At 66.7% G+C, this 17,206-nt stretch carries 19 protein-coding genes, 1 tRNA gene and 1 pseudogene; 6 read left to right on the top strand and 15 right to left on the bottom strand.

The window, feature by feature from the left end:
• Positions 1-77: 77 nt before the first annotated feature.
• The 14 genes from O2L01_RS07650 to glmU all read right to left on the bottom strand — a co-directional run bounded on the left by O2L01_RS07650 (position 78) and on the right by glmU (position 12,107).
• Positions 78-617 carry a hypothetical protein gene (locus tag O2L01_RS07650; protein WP_270121319.1) on the bottom strand — a complete coding sequence of 180 codons (540 nt, stop codon included), beginning with the start codon at positions 615-617 and terminating at the stop codon, positions 78-80.
• A 171-nt stretch (positions 618-788) separates the two neighbouring features.
• Positions 789-1,160, bottom strand: coding sequence for a CPCC family cysteine-rich protein (locus O2L01_RS25635; protein WP_344469059.1), 372 nt, complete (start codon positions 1,158-1,160; stop codon positions 789-791).
• Positions 1,157-1,720: a hypothetical protein gene (locus O2L01_RS07645; RefSeq protein WP_270121318.1), complete on the bottom strand. Its 564-nt coding sequence runs from the start codon at positions 1,718-1,720 to the stop codon at positions 1,157-1,159. The genes O2L01_RS25635 and O2L01_RS07645 overlap by 4 nt, the downstream gene beginning before the upstream one ends.
• Positions 1,721-1,732: 12 nt before the next feature.
• Positions 1,733-2,443: a WXG100 family type VII secretion target gene (locus O2L01_RS07640; protein WP_270121317.1), complete on the bottom strand. Its 711-nt coding sequence runs from the start codon at positions 2,441-2,443 to the stop codon at positions 1,733-1,735.
• Complete coding sequence (locus O2L01_RS07635; protein WP_270121316.1) at positions 2,444-2,758, bottom strand: type VII secretion target; 315 nt, start codon at positions 2,756-2,758, stop codon at positions 2,444-2,446.
• A complete protein-coding gene (locus O2L01_RS07630; protein WP_270121315.1) occupies positions 2,755-3,183 on the bottom strand; it encodes a YbaB/EbfC family nucleoid-associated protein in 429 nt (142 codons plus the stop codon). Before O2L01_RS07630 ends, O2L01_RS07635 begins: the two co-directional genes overlap by 4 nt.
• Positions 3,184-3,489: 306 nt before the next feature.
• Positions 3,490-5,232, bottom strand: a complete 1,743-nt coding sequence (locus tag O2L01_RS07625) for a hypothetical protein (protein WP_270121314.1) — start codon at positions 5,230-5,232, stop codon at positions 3,490-3,492.
• Between the two features lie 2 nt (positions 5,233-5,234).
• Positions 5,235-5,954, bottom strand: coding sequence for a hypothetical protein (locus tag O2L01_RS07620; protein WP_270121313.1), 720 nt, complete (start codon positions 5,952-5,954; stop codon positions 5,235-5,237).
• 13 nt (positions 5,955-5,967) lie between these two features.
• Entirely contained in the window at positions 5,968-6,297 is a 330-nt protein-coding gene (locus O2L01_RS07615) for a hypothetical protein (protein WP_270121312.1), read from the bottom strand.
• Between the two features lie 235 nt (positions 6,298-6,532).
• Complete coding sequence (locus O2L01_RS07610; RefSeq protein ID WP_270121311.1) at positions 6,533-8,035, bottom strand: sugar transferase; 1,503 nt, start codon at positions 8,033-8,035, stop codon at positions 6,533-6,535.
• 102 nt (positions 8,036-8,137) lie between these two features.
• The gene (gene pth, locus O2L01_RS07605) at positions 8,138-8,746 is read right to left on the bottom strand and encodes an aminoacyl-tRNA hydrolase (protein ID WP_270121310.1); all 609 of its coding nucleotides are present in this window, start codon (positions 8,744-8,746) and stop codon (positions 8,138-8,140) included.
• A 9-nt stretch (positions 8,747-8,755) separates the two neighbouring features.
• Complete coding sequence (locus O2L01_RS07600) at positions 8,756-9,379, bottom strand: 50S ribosomal protein L25/general stress protein Ctc (protein WP_374727626.1); 624 nt, start codon at positions 9,377-9,379, stop codon at positions 8,756-8,758.
• Between the two features lie 202 nt (positions 9,380-9,581).
• Positions 9,582-10,565: a ribose-phosphate diphosphokinase gene (locus O2L01_RS07595; protein WP_208495346.1), complete on the bottom strand. Its 984-nt coding sequence runs from the start codon at positions 10,563-10,565 to the stop codon at positions 9,582-9,584.
• A gap of 102 nt (positions 10,566-10,667) precedes the next feature.
• The gene (gene glmU, locus O2L01_RS07590; protein ID WP_270121307.1) at positions 10,668-12,107 is read right to left on the bottom strand and encodes a bifunctional UDP-N-acetylglucosamine diphosphorylase/glucosamine-1-phosphate N-acetyltransferase GlmU; all 1,440 of its coding nucleotides are present in this window, start codon (positions 12,105-12,107) and stop codon (positions 10,668-10,670) included.
• Positions 12,108-12,285: 178 nt separating this feature from the next.
• Between glmU and O2L01_RS07585 the strand changes: the two genes are divergently transcribed.
• The 6 genes and pseudogenes from O2L01_RS07585 (at position 12,286) to O2L01_RS07560 (ending at position 17,090) form a co-directional block, all read left to right on the top strand.
• Positions 12,286-13,380 (top strand): sugar ABC transporter substrate-binding protein, encoded by a 1,095-nt coding sequence (locus O2L01_RS07585; protein WP_270121306.1) that lies wholly within the window; start codon positions 12,286-12,288, stop codon positions 13,378-13,380.
• Entirely contained in the window at positions 13,377-14,156 is a 780-nt protein-coding gene (locus tag O2L01_RS07580) for an ATP-binding cassette domain-containing protein (RefSeq protein ID WP_344469150.1), read from the top strand. The genes O2L01_RS07585 and O2L01_RS07580 overlap by 4 nt, the downstream gene beginning before the upstream one ends.
• The gene (locus O2L01_RS07575; RefSeq protein WP_270121304.1) at positions 14,153-15,430 is read left to right on the top strand and encodes a sugar ABC transporter permease; all 1,278 of its coding nucleotides are present in this window, start codon (positions 14,153-14,155) and stop codon (positions 15,428-15,430) included. The genes O2L01_RS07580 and O2L01_RS07575 overlap by 4 nt, the downstream gene beginning before the upstream one ends.
• 3 nt (positions 15,431-15,433) lie before the next feature.
• The gene (locus O2L01_RS07570; RefSeq protein ID WP_270121303.1) at positions 15,434-16,522 is read left to right on the top strand and encodes an ROK family transcriptional regulator; all 1,089 of its coding nucleotides are present in this window, start codon (positions 15,434-15,436) and stop codon (positions 16,520-16,522) included.
• 65 nt (positions 16,523-16,587) lie between these two features.
• A pseudogene (locus tag O2L01_RS07565) lies at positions 16,588-16,874 on the top strand (type II toxin-antitoxin system Phd/YefM family antitoxin).
• Positions 16,875-17,090: a type II toxin-antitoxin system YoeB family toxin gene (locus O2L01_RS07560; RefSeq protein WP_270121302.1), complete on the top strand. Its 216-nt coding sequence runs from the start codon at positions 16,875-16,877 to the stop codon at positions 17,088-17,090.
• Here O2L01_RS07560 and O2L01_RS07555 read toward each other — a convergent pair.
• Positions 17,058-17,132: transfer RNA gene (locus tag O2L01_RS07555), tRNA-Gln, on the bottom strand. The two genes, O2L01_RS07560 and O2L01_RS07555, sit on opposite strands and share 33 nt — an antisense overlap.
• Positions 17,133-17,206 lie beyond the last annotated feature (74 nt).

The raw sequence follows: 17,206 nt of genomic DNA, 5'->3' as shown, positions 1-17,206 counted from the left end.
CTTCAGGCAGAGCGCGCAGAGCATCGTGTCAGCGCGCATTTCTTTCTTCGGAGGAGAAACCGGGAGGTCAGGAACTCTCACGCCAGGAGGCCGAGTACAGACCCGTCGTGGAACGCGATGCGGTGGTAGTCGGCTTTGACGCAGTTCATCGGCTTCTCCTTGTGCACTCCCTGGTAGGAAGCGATTGAGGCGGGGAACTCCGACACCGTCGAGCAGGCCATCGGGTATGGGGGGAATTCTTCCTTGCCTCTCAGCGTGCGCCCCAGGTCTCTGAGTCCGTCCATGAATGTCGACTCCTTCAAACTCGGGTCTGCGGGGACCAGTTTGAAGACTGCGAGACGACGATCGGTCAGGATGACACCGCTCTGAGGAGACGTCAGAGCGTCTGCGATTTGCACGGCCAGACCCGCCGGTGAGGCACTCGCGACGACCACGCCGACCCTCGGCTTCCCCTCCTCACCCGTCGGCTTGCCGCGAACGGCTCGACCGGGAACCTCGAAGCTGAAGGTGAAGGTCTCCCTCGCCGTGTACACGACGTTCGTTTCACCATGCACGAGATAGGTACTGCCCAGCAGCGACGGCAGGTCCCGCCCGATCTGGAAATCGCGGTACTTCATCTGGATTCACCGGCCAGCAGCTCGTAATGGAATTTGGGTGTCATGCCGAGTCCCGAACTTCCTCGAAAACCGGCGCGCGACGTTGGGCTGGAACCGGATCTGGTCATGCAGAGCCCCACCGGCTTTGCCAGAGCAAGCGACCTTGTGCGCCCGAAGGAGTCGGACAAAGAATCACCTCCGCCAATAGGTCGGTCGCCACCAGTACAGCACTTCGTAGTCACTCGGCCAATTACCGGATGCATCGCCTGAGGGCTCAAAGTTGTCGATCTCCGGGTCGGCATATCGGAAACCGGTGTCCCGTCCTTCGTTGGTGCGCGGCGCTCTGACTCGTGCGACGAACTCTTCGTTGACTGCCCCCAAGCGCTGGTAATTTCGTTGCGACTCAATCAGGCTCAATCTATTCGCCCCACCCTGGTAGTCAGGCCATCGAAGTTGAACGACGTCATCCTCCCACCGACATATCTCGCAGATCGCTGAAGAACCCACTGAATCATGGACCAGGAATCCGCAGCACGGGCAAGGGAATTTCTTGATATGTATCATTCAGCGACTTCCGTTCCAGGTTGACGCGTCCAGTAGCCTTCCGGATCAGGATGTGGGATGAAGAAGGTGATAATACCCCTCGGGCCAGATCTTCCGAACTCACCCGTAGCGGGATCGAAATAGTAAGCGGTGTCCCCAGTGACCTTGATCTTGACACCTGGACGTCGACCACCATCCGTTGTCATCAAATCGATTGCCGCATACTGGTAGTCCGCCATACTGTCCCATTCCGCGGTTGGGTCGTCCTTATGGCTGTCGTAATGAGATTCAAGGTTATTATCCGCCCACTTGTCAGGGTGGTTTGGATCAGTCGGCGGCGTCTGTCCATCCGCTGTGCCGTCGGACTCAGGCGAGTTTCCAGTTCCGTCCGAGCCACCCGAAGCTCCGGCTTCAGCTTGGTCGTAGTCAGTCCTGACCGCTTGCTTGCCGGAGGTGAACCCTTGGACCGGAGGTCTAGGGGCCGGCGGACGCCCGCCTGGGCCATGGCCGCCGGGTTTCGGAGGGCGAGCGAAAGCCAAGCCGATGGCGATTACGGCGAGGAGCTTGAAAAGACTGCGCATGGAAGTTCCCTCCTAACCGTCGAGGAGTGCTTGCAGAGCTTGGAAACTCTGCACAAGGGCCATGATCACGCCAGTGAGCAGAGCGACCAGGTTAAGGACCATGCCGGTCGCCTGGGTCGCCACGAGCGGAATACCGACCCCAGTGGCGATGAGACCCAGCCAGACAGGGAGCCTGACTAGGAGCGTGGCGATCAGCTCCGCGATAAGGTCCCGCACCAACTCCCGCGTGATGGTCACCAGCGTTGCTGCTCCCTCGGTGGCCGCCCGCATCGCCGAGCACAATCCCGCGAGTCCTTCAGTGCCAGAAACGTTGAGACTCATCATCGTTCGATAAGCGTCGGCCGCATCGCCGGTCCATGCCGAGGTGTCAGCTTCGATGTAGGAGTAGAGCTCATCCGCGATCGCTTGGACTTCGACGGCCATGTTGTCCCAGGTCTGCGCATGCGCCGTGAGGATGTCTGCGTCGCCAGTCAGGTCAGTGAGATAGTCGCGCAGCGGTTCGACGGCCTCGATCAGCCACGACACCCCGGTCGAAGCGATGGTTCCGATCGGGTCCAGGTACGCGCCCACCCCTTCCAGCCCGGTCATGAATCCGGCGAGGAGCGCATCGACCCAGCGGTCTTCGTCGATGGCGACCACGACGTCGGCGATGCTCTCGATGATCCCCGAGCCCTTGTACCAGGTATGCGAGTCCTGGACGTCAGCCACCAGGTTGTCGCTCATCTACAGCTCCTCTGCAAGGTCATCGATATCTGAGGCAACCGAGGAATCGGCGTCTTCGTAGAGGTCCGCAGAGGCGTTAAGAGCCGTCACGTGAGATTCCAGGTTGTGTTTGCCCTGGTCAATCAACTCATCGACATCGCCGTGTTTCTCTTCGAGCAACGGTGCAATCCAAGCGCACAAGGGCCCGAACGCGTCATCAGCTTGAGTAACCGCGGCCGAGGCCGAGCGAACGGCCTCAAACCGTTCGATCAGGCTGTTGATGTGGGCTGTGTGCGCGCGGAGGTCTTCAGGGTCGACAGCGTATCCGTCGCTCATTGGGGCCGGTCTTCCATGTCAGCAGCAAGCCGCTCCCTCAGGCTCGCAGCGACTGCCTTGCCCGTTTCGGAGTCGGCTCCCACAGTCGCGGCGATGACCTCCTGTGTCTGTTCCACAATGCGCAGCTTGGCTTCGGCGATCGTCTCCATGATGGTGCGTGAGACGAACTCGGGGTGCATGCGCTGAATTCGTGCGGAAAGCTCGATTGCGGAGAGTCCTCCGGTTGAGTCAACCGCGACCGTCACGATGCCGTTCGGGTCGGTCAAGATCACTGACAGTTGCTTCATCTGTTCGGCCATCTGCTGCGTCTGTTCAGCCATCCGCTCGAACTTCGCCTTGCGCTCCTCCAAGCGCTCCCGGGCGGCGGCAGGATCGAGGACACGACCAAGGGTTTGACGTAGGGCTGCGGGATCGGGGGTGGTCAAGCGACATTCCTTTCAGACGGAACCAGGGCAGGCGGTTCTTGCGGCGGATGAGACAGGCGAGTTCCGATGGTGAGGGTTTGGACGCTTGCGCACAATTTACCGAATGTACGCAAACGTTGGGGTACACGTCGCGAATCCTGAGACGTTGTCGTGCAACGAGTTCGGGAGAGAACCGCGTACAAGCATGCCCGCCCAGGTGAATTTGCGACGGGCTTGGGCGGGGACGGGGATTGGGTTGAGGGGTCGGCAAATAGCGCGGCGGCCGGGTCCTCTCGGGCTCGGCCGCCGCTGTTTGTCTATTGCGGATTAGGCGAGAGGGTCGTTCTCGTCGTTGAAGCGGGCGAGGCCCCAGACGTCTTCGTCTTCAGTGAGCCAGGTGCCGGTGTCGGCATCCTCGTCTTCGCCGAGTCCGTTGGCACCGCGGCCGCCGCCCATCATGCCTCCGGCGCCGGCCTTGCCGCCCGCTCCGGCGGTCTTGCCGAAGAGGCCCTGGCCCTTGCCGAGACCGCCCGCGCCGGCGCCACGCCCGGCGCCGCCCGCTCCGGTCATGCCGGACATGCCGCCCGTCCCGCCGGCTGCGGGACCGAAGAGGCCGGAACCCGGACCAAGGCCGCCACCGCCGAAGCCGCCGCCGCCACCTGCACCCATGCCGGTTCCGGTGCCGAGACCGGAGCCGGGCAGTGTGCTCGTGCCAAGGCCGCCGGAGGCGAGACCACCGGAGGTTTCGTCATCGTCCCCGGTGGTCGACTCCCAAGGGTTGGAGCCGATGTCGGTTCCCGTGTTCGAGCCGCTGCTGAGATTGCCGCCGCCGAAGTTGCTCGAACTGGCGGGAGGCGTGAGGCCGGCACTTCCGGAGCTGTTCACATTGCCGTTCCAGTCCCCGCCGCCGGGCGGTGAGTAGCCGGAGCCGGAGAGGTCGCCTGCAGAGTCGCGGAACGTCGTGTCGCCGGAAGGCTGGACCGTCGGAACGAATTCGGAGGTCGACGTCTCGGCATCCTGCCAGCGAGCGGTCACCGAGTCGTTCTGCTCGGTCGCCCGAGCTTCGTAGTCCTGCGATCCTTCCGAGTAGTCCTGCTGAGCCCGCTCGTTCGCGTCCTGTTCGGCCAGGCGCTCAGCCTCGGCCCGGAGAGATGTCTCCTGAGCAGGGGTCAGCGTGGTCGCTTCCGCCTTTTCGTTGGCGTCCATGCCCTTTGTGTCGATGCCGTTCACGTGCTCGGCCTTGAGCCGGGTGTAGTGGTACTCGGTCTGGTCGACAACGTACTGGTTCAGCTCGTTGGTGTACTCGCCGTCGAAGCCGCCCATCTCCATGGCGCCCTTGATGCCGTCGTCTTCTCCGTCGAATGAGCACCCGTCGGTGATCTCGCACTCGCCCGAGTGGAACGGAGGACGAACGTGGACCTTGGTGTCAGTGAACAGGCTGCCTTCGTCCTCGACCCAGTACTGCGGGGCCGGGTAAGGCAGCTCGCCGGAACCGGCACCCTGCAGGTTGTAGATCTCATCGCCCTTTTGGTTAAGCAGCCCGATCAAACCTGTTCTGTCCGTGCCGATGTCGGACGAGATCTGCTCGCAGTTGACGAAAACCGCCTCCATCTGCTCTGCAAAGGCATCGAAGTCGTTGCCCTGCCAGCCGTTCGAAAGCTCGGTCAGCTTCGACCGCAGAATCGGCTCGACTGCGGTCTCAGGATTGTCGGAGAACGAGATCCGGAAGAGATCCCAGCGCGAGGCGATCGCTTTGAGCGCGTATCTGTCCGGGTCGGCAGGTCGGATTTGCGCGACCAACGACTGGACTTCTTCTTGGCTTGGTGCGGCGGTGCCGGTAGCGACGCATTTGAGGTACGCCACCTGACCTTCAACCGGGATCGCCGAGACGAGCTTGACCCAGGCGTCTTCGGCAGGATTGTGTGTGTTCTGGCAGTCTCCGTTCGGGCATGGGTCGCCCCCGAGGTATGCCCCGTCGGCGCTGGCCTGCTGGCCATCGATGGCTTCCTGGCCTTCGAGGTCAGCGTTGCCTGCGTAGTCCTCGGTCTGGAATTCGATGTTGTCGCCCATGACTACTGGACCTCCGCAATCCGGTCGTTGATGGTCGTGTTGACCGCAGGCAGGTAGGTGTCGATGAACCATGCCCGCAGTTCTTCGTTGGTGAACGGGTAGTACGGATCCGATCCGCCGTAGACCCCGTAGTCCGTTGCGTAGTTCAGTTGGATGTGAAACACCCACTGCTCGTCGAGCGCGACGATTTCAAGCCAGTTCGCCTCAGCGCTACCCGTTCCCGCGACCAAAGCGCCCTTGTCCCAAGGGTCACCGAATTCCTGGTTGACGACGTCTGTCCACTTCGCTGAATTTGACTCAGCTGCGGAGAGACGGTCCTCGTAGGCGGTCGCAGCTTCGTCTTCACTCTCGGTGGGAACGATCTTGACCTTGATCTCCCCGTCCATCCCAAGGCCTTCCCAGCTACCCAGGTAGATAAGGTCGTTGCAGCCGATGGATTCAGGATCCAAGGTGTTCCCGATCTCTGAAACCGTCGGCTCACCACCAGTGGAAGTCGAGGAGCCGTATCCCTGGATCCCCATCTCATCGGTGATGGGCTGAAGGTTCCCGAGCACCTCGCATGCGTTCCACGTGGTCATCTCGTTGTACACGGGGTTGTCGCCGCCGTCTTCGCCGTTCGCGTCACCGGAGGTTTCGCTGCCTCGGTCCAAGAGGCTGCAGCCGCTCAAGAGCAGGGCGGCGGCGCCGGTCGCGGCGAAGGTCTTCAAGATTGTGCGCTTCATCAGTTCCGGGGTCCTAGGATTCGACGTCGGATTGGCTGGCGTTGAACTCGGCGAGGTTCAGTTCCTCGGAATCCGTGTGGACGCCAAGCGATTCGTTGATCGTGACGATCGCGCCGTAAAGGTCAGCACGCAGTTTCTGCAGGTTGTTCCACATCTCTTCGTGGGCGGCCGCGTAGTCGCTGCGGGCCTGCTGCGAAGAGTCGAGGAGACCGAAGCCGGGCTCGACGCCCAGCTCGTTGCCGGTGGCGAGCATCTGAAGCTTCTCGGTCACGAAGTTGAAGCGCGCCGCGAGTTCGTCGCGGTACGCCTCAAGGTAGGCAGGGTCGAGAATGCGCTGGGCCACGGCGGGGACCTCCGGGGTGTATTGGGCGAAACGTCTGCAAAACCATCTTGATTTTAACGGTCCGCTGCCACACCGTGTGATCGCGGTGTTCTCGCACAGTCGCCGAACGGGTGCAGACGCTTGCGGCGTGTCGTTGAAGATCAGTCGGCGGCCCGCAGTTCAGTCGCTGCACAGATTGGCGGGCCGCGCCTTCAAGCAGGAGAGAGGCATCGATCGCACCCTGCGGTGCCTTGAGTCAGTAGGCGCCTTGCGGGCGCAGGATTGCGGTCACTGTGCGGAGCAGGATGACGAAGTCCAGCGAGAGGTTCCAGTGCTCGACGTAGCGGAGGTCGAGGCGGACGGCCTCTTCCCAGGGGAGGTCGGAGCGGCCCGAGACCTGCCAGAGGCCGGTCATGCCGGGCTTGACCGCGAGGCGGCGGCGCATGTCGCTTTCGTAGGCGGCGACTTCGATGGCGAGCGGCGGGCGGGGGCCGACGAGGCTCATGTCTCCTCTGAGGACGTTGACGAGTTGGGGGAACTCGTCGATGGAGAAGCGGCGCAGGTACTTTCCGACCGTGGTGATGCGGGGGTCGTCCTTCATCTTGAAGAGGACGCCGTCGCCTTCGTTGAGGTGGGCGATCTCCGCGAGGCGCCGTTCGGCGTCGGTGTGCATCGTGCGGAACTTCCAGATGGTGAACGGCTGGCCGTCCTTGCCGATGCGTTCCTGCTTGAACAGGGCGGGACCCGCTGAGGTGCAGCGGATCAGGAGTGCGGCGGTGAGCAGGAGCGGCGACAGGGCCAGGAGGAGCATCGCGGCGCCGACGCGGTCGACGGCTTCCTTGGCGAGGCGGCGGACGCCGGTGAGGCGGGCGTGGTCGAGGTGGAGCATGGGGAGGCCGTCGACGGGGCGGACGGTGGTGCGGTCGCCGGCGACGTCGACGAGGGCGGAGGCGACGATGAGGTCGACTTCGCTGCGTTCGAGCTTCCAGGCGAGGCGGCGCAGGGCTTGGCCGTCGATCTCGGGGCAGCCCAGGACGATCACGGTGTCGGCGCGTTCGGCGGCGACGGCTTCGGCGATGCGGTCGAAGCTGCCGCGGACGCGGGTGTCGAAGTCCAGCAGGGCGCCTTGGGGTTCGTCGGTGGGCAGACAGGCGGCGACGACCTTGAGGCCGTGATAGTGCTCGCGGCGGAGCTGGACGATGAGGGCGGCGACGGAGGACTCGTGGCCGACGAGGACGACGCGTTTCATGCAGCGGCCGTCACGGCGCATGTGGTGGAGCCATTTGCGCCAGCCGAAGCGGGCGACGATGGAACAGGCTGCGGCGGTGGGGATCGCGATAAGGACGAAGACCCGGGAGGTCGGAAGTTCGAATCCATAAGAGACGATCGCCACGGCTGCGGTGAGCGCGACGGCGGCGTGGACGGTGCGCTGGTACTCCTCGGTGCCGACGAAGAGGTAGCGCTTCTCAAAGGCCCGGGAGAGTCCGAGTACCGCGATCCATACGGCGGGCAAGGCGATCAGGGCGAGGGCGTAGACGCGGGAGCCGTCGTTGACGTGGCCGAAGCGCGCGAAGAAGGCCAAGGCCGCGCCGATGAGGCCGGCGGCGATGTCGGAGCCGATGATGCCCGCGAAGTACTTGCGCTGCCAGGCAGGTGGGCCGCCGTAGGGCCGGGTCGCTTGGGGTCCTATGGAATAGACGCGGCCCTTTGCGGGGCTGTCCTGCGCGCCTTCGAAAGCCGAGTCCGCAACCACTGTCATGACCGGATAACGAACGACTCGACAATGAGTGACGGGAATGTCACCCTTCGGAGTAGATGAATTTCGTCCGCTTTGGAGGGACGGCGCTGAGCCGGCGGTGCATTACTGCGCTTCCGGTTCAACTCGCTTCGCAGCGTTGAACGCGTTCTGGGCCAGGACGAAGCCCTTTTCGATGATCGCCTCGACCGCGTCGGCGGCGAGTTCGATGTTGAGATCGACCTCGGGCCGTTCGGCTTTGGCGAAGTCCTTGAGGACGTAGTCGGCGGCGTCCTGGCGGCCCGGCGGGCGGCCGATGCCGAAGCGGACGCGGGCGTAGTCCTTGGTGCCCAGCACCTTCGTGAGCGAGCGGAGGCCGTTGTGGCCGCCCTCGCCGCCGCCGCGCTTGAGGCGGAGTTCGCCGAAGGGGACGTCGAGTTCGTCGTGGACCGCGATCACCGATTCCGGGGCGACCCCGAAGTACTGGGCGAGCGGGCCGACGGCCTCGCCGGAGAGGTTCATGAACGTCAAGGGTTTGACGAGAATGACGCGAGGCCCGCCTACCCCCAAGCGGGCCTCGCAGACTTCGGCGCGGGCCTTGCGGGCCACGGCGAAACGGCCGCCGACGCGCCGGGCGAGCGCGTCGACGACCATGAAACCGACATTGTGGCGGTTCGCGGCGTACTTCGGCCCGGGGTTGCCCAGGCCGACCACGAGCGTCGGGGTGTCGGTCATGTTCTGGTCTTACTCGGCGGCGGCGGCGGCTTCGGCCGGGGCGGCTTCTTCGCCTTCGGCGGCTTCGGCCTCGTCCTCGGTGGCCTCGCCGCGCGGCTCGCTCACGGTGGCGACGGTCTGGTCGCCGTCGGTGAGGATGACGATGCCGTCGGGCACGGCGATCTCGGAGACGAGACGCTGCGAGCCGATGGCCAGGCCCTCGAGGTCGACCTCGATGGACTCGGGGATGTGGGTGGCCTCGGCCTCGACCGACACGGCGGTGAGCTCGTGCACGACCAGGCCGCCCTTCTCCACCTCGCCGGTGAAGGAAAGCTGGATGTCGGTGGTGATCTTCTCGCCGCGGCGGACGATCAGCAGGTCGGCGTGGACGATCTCGTCACGCAGCGGGTCGCGCTGGATGTCCTTGGGGATCACCAGCTCGCGGGTGCCGTCGGTGACCTCGATCGCGATGAGCTGGTTGGCGCCGCCCTTGCGGATGGCGGCGGCGAGCTCGAGCGAGGGAAGGGAAATGTGGAGCGGCTTCTCGCCGTGGCCGTAGACCACCGCGGGAACCTTTCCAGCCCGGCGCGTACGGCGGGCACCGCCCTTCCCGAAGTCAGTGCGAGGCTCGGCGCTGATACGAACTTCGGACACGGAAATACTCCCCTGTTTTTTAAGCAACATTTCATGCGGCGCTCGACGCTCACGTCGGCATTCAGAAGGGCTCGCAGCCCTGAAAAAGACCTACGCCTTTGCGTCGATTACGGCGCCCTCTGGAGGACACCCTCGCCGTCGGCAACCCCACCAGAGTACTACGCGCATCAGATCAGGCTTGACACGGGCGTCGATGTGTGACTTACGAGAGACCGCCGAAGAGGGTGGTGACGGAGCCGTCGTTGAAGACCTCCCAGATGGCCTTCGCGACGAGCGGCGCGATGGACAGGGTGGTGATCTTCTCCAGGTCCTGGGCTTCCTTGGGGAGCGGGAGGGTGTTGGTGACGATGACTTCGCTGACGGGCGCCTTGGCGAGGCGCTCGACGGCGGGGCCGGACATGATCGCGTGGGTGGAGGCGATCACGATGTCCTCGACGCCGGACTCGGCGAGCATCTCGGCCGCGGAGCAGATGGTGCCGGCGGTGTCGATCATGTCGTCGATGAGAAGGCAGGTGCGCCCTTCGACGTCGCCGACGACCTTGTGGGCGACGACCTGGTTCGGTTTGAGCGGGTCGCGGGTCTTGTGCACGAACGCGATCGGGCAGCCGCCGAGGCGGTCGGACCAGCGCTCGGCGAGGCGCACGCGGCCGGTGTCGGGCGAGACGACGGCCATCTGGCGGTCGGCGTACTTCTCCTCGACGTAGCGCGCGAGCGTGCCCATGGCGAAGAGGTGGTCGACGGGGCCGTCGAAGAAGCCCTGGATCTGGGCGGTGTGAAGGTCCACGGTGAGGATGCGGTCGGCGCCGGCGGTCTTGAGCAGGTCGGCCATGAGCCGCGCGGAGATGGGCTCGCGGCCGCGGTGCTTCTTGTCCTGGCGCGCGTACGGGTAGAACGGCAGCACGACGGTGATGCGCTTGGCCGAGCCGCGCTTGAGCGCGTCGATCATGATGAGGGTCTCCATGACCCACTCGTTGATCGGCGCGGGCATGGACTGCACGACGAAGGCGTCGCAGCCGCGGACGGACTCCTGGTAGCGCACGAAGAGCTCGCCGTTGGCGAAGGAGTAGGCGCTCATCGGGGTCGGCGCGACCCCGAGGTGCTTCCCGATCTCCTCAGCCAGCTCCGGGTAGGCGCGCCCGGAGAACAGCATGAGCATCTTGGAGTTGACAGCGGACATGCTCGCCATGACGTGGGCTCCCCCAGTAGGTCGTCTCACCTGAACCTCGACGGTTCCAGTGTCCCCGACCCGGCCCCGAAGCGCGAGGGGACCGGGGGGTTTAGTGTCCCGTCACGCTTCCGACACTCCCGCCTCACCCTTCGCACGCCGCGCTGCCTTATCGGAGACGGTGCCGGGGCGCTTCTTGGCGACCCAGTCGGTGAGCGCGGTCTGGCGGGCGCGGGCGACGCCGAGGTCGCCGGGTTCGACGTCCTTGACGATGGTGGAGCCGGCGCCGACGTACGCGCCGTCGCCGATCGAGACGGGGGCGACCAGCGTTGAGTCGCAACCGATGAAGGCGCCTTCGCCGATCTCGGTGCGGTACTTCTTGACGCCGTCGTAGTTGGCGGTGATGACGCCGCAGCCGATGTTGGCGTCCGCGCCGACGGTGGCGTCGCCGAGGTAGGCGAGGTGGTTGGCCTTGGCTCCGGCGCCGATCTCGGCGTTCTTGGTCTCGACGAACGCGCCGATCTTGGCCTTCTCGGCGAGCTTCGAGGCGGGGCGCAGGTGGGCGAACGGGCCGACGTGGGCGCCTTCGCCGATGTGCGACTGGTCGGCGTGCGAGCGGACGACGACGGCGTCCGCGCCGACGATCGTGTCCGTGAGCGTCGTGTCCGGGCCGATCTCGGCGCCGGAGTCGACGGCGGTGGCGCCCTTGAGCTGCACGCCGGGGCGCAGGGTCACGTCGGGGGCGACCTTGGCGGTGGCGTCGATCCAGGTGGTGGCCGGGTCGTCCATGGTGACGCCGGACTTCATGAGCTCGGTGTTGATGCGGCCCTGGAGGATGCGGCGGAGGTCGGCGAGCTGCGCGCGGTCGTTGCAGCCGAGGGTCTCGGTCGGGTCGTCGACGACGACGGCGCCGACGGTGTGGCCGGCCTCGCGGGCGAGCTCGATGATGTCCGTGAGGTAGTACTCGCCCTGGTCGTTGGCGGTGGAGAGGCGCGCGAGCTGGGTGCGCAGCACCTCGGCGTCGCACGCGAAGGTGCCGGAGTTGATCTCGCGGATGGCGAGCTCTTCGGGGTCGGCGTCGCGGTGCTCGACGTTGCGGAGGACGTTGCCCTCGTTGTCGCGCACGATGCGGCCGAGGCCGTGGGGGTCGTCGACGACGGCGGTGAGGACCGTGACGCCGTTGCCCTTCTTCTCGTGCACCTCGACGAGCTCGGCGATGGAGCTGGAGCGCAGGAGCGGGGCGTCCCCGAAGGCGACCAGGATGGTGCCCTTGAGCTCCGGGTAGGCGGCCATGGCGATGCTCACGGCGTGGCCGGTGCCGAGCTGCTGGTCCTGGAAGACGGACTCGGCCTCGGGGGCGACCTCGGCGAGGTGGGCGCGCACCTGGTCGGCGGCGGCGCCGACGACCACGATCTGGCGCTCGGGCCGGATGGCCCTCACACTGCGGAGGACGTGGCCCACCAGGGAGCGGCCGAGCACTTCGTGCAGGACCTTCGGTTTGGTGGACTTCATGCGGGTGCCCAGGCCAGCGGCCAGGATGATCGCCGAACGCTCACTGCTCATGATGGGCCATGGTAGTCGGTGGCCGCGTGGTGAACGGCCCGGCCCGGACCCGCGCGCCGTCCGCCAGTCGTCACCGAATCGTTACGAATGGAACACGTTCTCCATCGCCCTGACACTTGTGCGAGCTGCGTCACTCATCATATGTTGCAGACAACAACAAACCTCGGAGGTACCTCTCATGCACCTTCTCAGCAGCTCCCGACCAAGGCTCGTGATCGCCGCCGCCACCGGCGCGGTCCTCGCCCTCACCCTCACCGCCTGCGGTTCCGACGGCGGCGGCTCCGACGACAAGCCGCTCATCGGCGTCATCCTCCCCGACTCCGCCTCCTCGGACCGGTGGGAGACCGCCGACCGCAAGTACCTCGAAGCCGCCTTCGAAGCGGCCGGTGTCGACTACGACATCCAGAACGCGCAAGGCAGCCGCGAGGACTTCCAGACCATCGCCGACCAGATGCTCACCAAGGGCGCGGACGTGCTGGTGACTGTGAACCTCGACTCGGGCACGGGCAAGACCGTGATCGAGAAGGCGAAGTCGCAGGGTGTGGCCACCATCGACTACGACCGGCTCACCGAGGACGGCGGCGCCGACTACTACGTGAGCTTCGACAACGAGCAGGTCGGCGTCCTCCAGGGCGAGGGCCTCGTCAACTGCCTTGAGGGCGTTGAGAAGCCGCTCGTCGCCGAACTCAACGGCTCCCCCACGGACAACAACGCGACCCTGTTCAAGAACGGCTACGACTCGGTCCTCCAGCCGCTCTACGACGCCGGGACCTTCGAGAAGGGCCCCGACGAATCGGTGCCCGACTGGGACAACGCCCAGGCCGGCACGCTCTTCGAGCAGATGCTCACCGACACCGGGACCCAGGTCGACGGCGTGCTCGCCGCCAACGACGGCCTCGCCCACGCCGTGATCACCGTGCTCGAGCGCAACAACCTCAACGGCACGGTTCCGGTCACCGGGCAGGACGCCACGATCCAGGGCCTGCAGAACATCCTCACCGGCGACCAGTGCATGACCGTGTACAAGGCCGTCGAGCAGGAGGCCAACGCGGCCGCCGACCTCGCCGTCGCGCTCGCCAACGGCGAGAAGCCCGAGACCGAGGCCAGCGTCACCGACCCGGTGAGCGGTGCCGAAGTGCCCTCCGTGCTCCTCGAACCGGTCGCCATCACCATCGAGAACATCCAGGACGTCGTCGACGACGGCTACGCCGACCCGGCCGAGCTGTGCGCCGGCGAGTACGCGGCGCTCTGCACCGAGCACGGCATCGGATAGGAGCTCACGTGCTGCTCGAACTCACCGGACTCTCGAAGCGCTTCGGACCGGTCGAGGTCCTCTCCGACGTCGATCTCGCGATCGACGCCGGAGAGGTCTGCGCCCTGGTCGGCGACAACGGCGCCGGAAAGTCCACACTGGTCAAATGCGTCGCCGGGATCCACGGCATCGACGGCGGCGCGATCACCGTGGACGGCGAGGCGCGCCACATCACTGGCCCGCGCGACGCGGCCGCCCTCGGCATCGAGGTCGTCTACCAGGACCTCGCCCTGTGCGACAACCTCGACGTCGTCGAGAACCTGTTCCTCGGCCGCGAGAAGATGCGCGGCATGATGCTCGACGACGACGCCATGGAGCAGTTGGCCGCCGAGACGCTCTCCTCGCTCGCCGTGCGCACCATCCGGAACCTGCGCCAGCCCGTGGCGAGCCTGTCGGGCGGCCAGCGCCAGACCGTCGCCATCGCCAAGGCCGTGCTGTGGAACTCGCGGCTCGTCATCCTCGACGAGCCGACCGCCGCGCTCGGCGTCGCCCAGACCCGGCAGGTCCTCGAACTCATTCGGCGCCTCGCCGACCAGGGCCTGGCCGTCCTCTACATCTCCCACAACCTCAACGACGTCTTCGCCGTCGCCGACCGGATCGCCGCTCTCTACTTGGGGCGCATGGCGGCCGTGCTCGACGCCGCCGACGCCACCCAGTCGCAGGTGGTCGAACTCATCACCAGCGGCCGGTCCGGGACCCTCGGGCTCGGCGCGGACACGAATGGAGCCCGGACGTGAGCACGACAGCGCAGGCGAACGACGCCGAGACCCGGCCCGGGGCCGGGACCGAGCCTGGCGCGGTGCGCGCCGTCGCCGATCATGTGCGCGGGTACTGGGCGGAGGTGCGCTCGGGCGAGGTCGGGGCGCTGCCGGCCGTCGCGGGGATCATCGCGCTGTGCGTGTTCTTCGGGATCTCGCAGCCCGTGTTCCTCTCCGTGGGGAACCTCGCGAACCTCTTCGGGCAGGGCGCGGCCGTCGCGTGCATCGCGATGGGGCTCGTGTTCGTGCTGGTCATCGGCGAGATCGACCTCTCGGCGGGGTTCGCTTCGGGCGTGTGCGCGGCGATCATGGCGGTGATCCTCACCGACTGGGGGATGCCGTGGCCGCTCGCGATCGCCGCGGCGATCGCGACGGGCGTCGTGATCGGGCTGCTGCTGGGGACGCTGGTGGTGAAGCTCGGCATCCCGTCGTTCGTGGTGACGCTCGCGGCGTTCCTGGCGTTCCAGGGGATCGTGCTGATGATCCTCGAAGAGGGCAGCAACATCACGATCCACAACGAGACGGTGAAGGCCGTCGCGGGCGGGAACCTGGAGCGCTGGCAGGGCTGGACGCTGCTGGTGCTGACGATCGCGGCTTACGCCGCGCTGCAGTTGAACCGGTGGCGGCGGCGGGTGGCGCGGTCGCTCGTGCACGAGCCGCTCGCGGTCGTCGTGGCGCGGGTCGCCTCGCTCGGGGCGCTGCTGACGGCGACGGTGTTCCTGCTCAACCTGGAGCGCTCGGCGAACCCGCAGATCATCTCGCTGACGGGCGTGCCGGTCGTGATCGTGCTCCTCGGGGTGCTGTTCGCGGTGTGGACGTTCGTGTTGCACCGCACCAGGTTCGGGCGGCACCTCTACGCGGTGGGCGGGAACCGGGAGGCGGCGGTGCGCGCGGGCGTGAACGTCGACCGGGTGCGCATCGCAGCGTTCGTCATCTGCTCGGGCATGGCCGCGATCGGCGGCATCGTCGCCGCCTCGCGCGCGGCCTCGGTCGACCCCAACACGGGAGGGTCCAATGTGCTCCTGCTTTCTGTCGGGGCGGCCGTCATCGGCGGTGCTAGCCTCTTCGGTGGCAAGGGCACGGTGCGGGCGGCCCTGCTGGGAGGAGCGGTGGTGGCGATCATCAACAACGGCATGGGCCTCATGGGCTTGAGCGCCGGCGTGCGGTTCGGCGTGACCGGCGCGGTGCTGCTGCTCGCGGCGGGCGTGGACGCCATGTCCCGGGGCCGGGGCAAGCTCTTCGGCAGGCACTGACCGGTGGCCCTGCCCCCGGCCGTGGAGCTGCGGCGGCGCAACCGCGCGGCGCTGCTCCAGCAGCTCCACCGGCACGGCCCCCAGACCCGCGCCGCGCTCACGGAGGCATTGGGGCTCAACCGCTCCACGATCGGCGCGCTCGCGACCGAGCTCGCCGAGTCCGGGCACATCGAGGAGACGACGGGGCAGTCGACCGGCTCGGCCGGCCGGCCCTCGACGCTCGTGGCGTGCGTGCCGCAGTCGATCACCGTGGCGGCGGTCGAGATCCGCGCGGACCGGCTGCGGTTCGCGCTGGTCGGACTCGGCGGTGAGGTGCTGGAGCGGTCGGAGACGGCGCTCGACGAGGGCGCGGACCCGATGACGGCCGTCTCGGTGATCACCGGCGGGACGGCCGCCGCGTCGGCCGAGGCGGTGGCGGCCGTGCCGGGTCTCGTCGACGAGGGCACGGTCGCGCACTCGACCGAGCTCGGCTGGATCGACCGGGACGCGGCCGCGGATCTGGAGGCGGCGACCGGGCGGGAGTGGCAGGTGGTCGACACGGCGACCGCCGCGGCCGTCGGCGAGTGGACGCGCGGCGACGCCCGCGACTCGCGGAAGCTCCTCTACCTGCACGGCGGCCGGGGCTTGACGGCCGGCCTCGTGATCGAGGGCCGCGCGCAGCGCGGCGGGTCGATCCAGTTGGGGCACATCGTGGTCGAGCCCGGCGGGCGGGAATGCGCGTGCGGGCTGCGGGGGTGTCTGGAGGCGGAGATGGAGGCCTTCGGCTTCGGCGAGGACTTCGAGACCACGACCCTCGCGGCGGGCATGGGCGACGCGGCGGCACGCGATCGGCTGCGGCGGTTCGGCGAGGATCTCGGTTGGGCCCTGGGCGCGGTCGTGACGGCGACGGGCCCGGACGAGATCCTGTTCGGCGGCTGGCTCCGAGAGCTGTACCTGTCGACGGCGGCGCCGGTCCGCTCGGCGCTGGCGGAGACGACGCTCCCGCATCTGCGCTCGAAGCTCCGCCTGCGCACGCCGGTGCTCGGCGACGAGGGCGCGCTCATCGGCGCGGCGGAGACGGGATTCGCGGCACTGTTCGACCAGATGCGTTGACGCCGCCCCTGGCACCCAAGTCATATGCACTCTAGGGTGCGACCATGGCGAGAGGAGACGGCATGATGACGATTACGGCCAGTGAAGCGATGAAGAATCTGTTCCCGCTCATCAAGAAGGTCAACGACGACCATGCCCCGTTCGCATCTCCTCGAAGAACGGCAACGCCGTGCTCATCTCCGAGGAGGACTACACGGCATGGCAGGAGACGATGCTCCTGCTCCGGTCGCGCCGCGACGCCGAGCGGCTGATGCGGTCGATCGCCGAGCTGGACGCCGGAGGCGGCGCGGTCCGCGATCTGATCGAGGACGAGGACGAGGACGAGGACGAGGACGAGGACGAGGACGACTGAGTGAGGACGGCCTTTCGGAAGCCACCTGGGGGGACTACGTCTGGGTGGGCCGAGACCGGCCGCAAGATCGCAAAACGCGTCAACCGCTTGATCAAGGAGATCAAGCGTGAGCCCTTCGCCGGCATCGGCAAGCGCGGACAGGGCCGCTCTGCGAGGGGTGCCGGAGCAATGCTGGAAGGGATCTGGCTGGCCCGCCAGGACTCGAACCTGAAATGACTGAACCAAAATCAGTAGTGTTGCCAATTACACCACGGGCCATCACGCGCAGGGCGAAACCTCGCGCGCGCAGCAATCTTAGCAACCGGTGCGGCCGCCGCCGCCCGGAGGAACCA

This window comes from Glycomyces lechevalierae, assembly GCF_027622945.1.
GTDB classification, from domain to species: Bacteria; Actinomycetota; Actinomycetes; order Mycobacteriales; family Micromonosporaceae; genus Glycomyces; species Glycomyces rutgersensis.
This window is presented reverse-complemented; position numbering and strand designations above follow the sequence as displayed.

Excerpts from the sequence above, each read along its gene's own strand:
- O2L01_RS07585 (WP_270121306.1), top strand. The coding sequence starts at position 12,286 with ATGCACCTTCTCAGCAGCTCCCGACCAAGGCTCGTGATCGCCGCCGCC.
- glmU (WP_270121307.1), bottom strand. The coding sequence starts at position 12,107 with ATGAGCAGTGAGCGTTCGGCGATCATCCTGGCCGCTGGCCTGGGCACC.
- O2L01_RS07635 (WP_270121316.1), bottom strand. The coding sequence starts at position 2,758 with ATGAGCGACGGATACGCTGTCGACCCTGAAGACCTCCGCGCGCACACA.
- O2L01_RS25635 (WP_344469059.1), bottom strand. The coding sequence starts at position 1,160 with ATGATACATATCAAGAAATTCCCTTGCCCGTGCTGCGGATTCCTGGTC.
- O2L01_RS07645 (WP_270121318.1), bottom strand. The coding sequence starts at position 1,720 with ATGCGCAGTCTTTTCAAGCTCCTCGCCGTAATCGCCATCGGCTTGGCT.
- O2L01_RS07625 (WP_270121314.1), bottom strand. The coding sequence starts at position 5,232 with ATGGGCGACAACATCGAATTCCAGACCGAGGACTACGCAGGCAACGCT.
- pth (WP_270121310.1), bottom strand. The coding sequence starts at position 8,746 with ATGACCGACACCCCGACGCTCGTGGTCGGCCTGGGCAACCCCGGGCCG.
- O2L01_RS07610 (WP_270121311.1), bottom strand. The coding sequence starts at position 8,035 with ATGACAGTGGTTGCGGACTCGGCTTTCGAAGGCGCGCAGGACAGCCCC.
- O2L01_RS07640 (WP_270121317.1), bottom strand. The coding sequence starts at position 2,443 with ATGAGCGACAACCTGGTGGCTGACGTCCAGGACTCGCATACCTGGTAC.
- O2L01_RS07620 (WP_270121313.1), bottom strand. The coding sequence starts at position 5,954 with ATGAAGCGCACAATCTTGAAGACCTTCGCCGCGACCGGCGCCGCCGCC.
- O2L01_RS07595 (WP_208495346.1), bottom strand. The coding sequence starts at position 10,565 with ATGGCGAGCATGTCCGCTGTCAACTCCAAGATGCTCATGCTGTTCTCC.
- O2L01_RS07650 (WP_270121319.1), bottom strand. The coding sequence starts at position 617 with ATGAAGTACCGCGATTTCCAGATCGGGCGGGACCTGCCGTCGCTGCTG.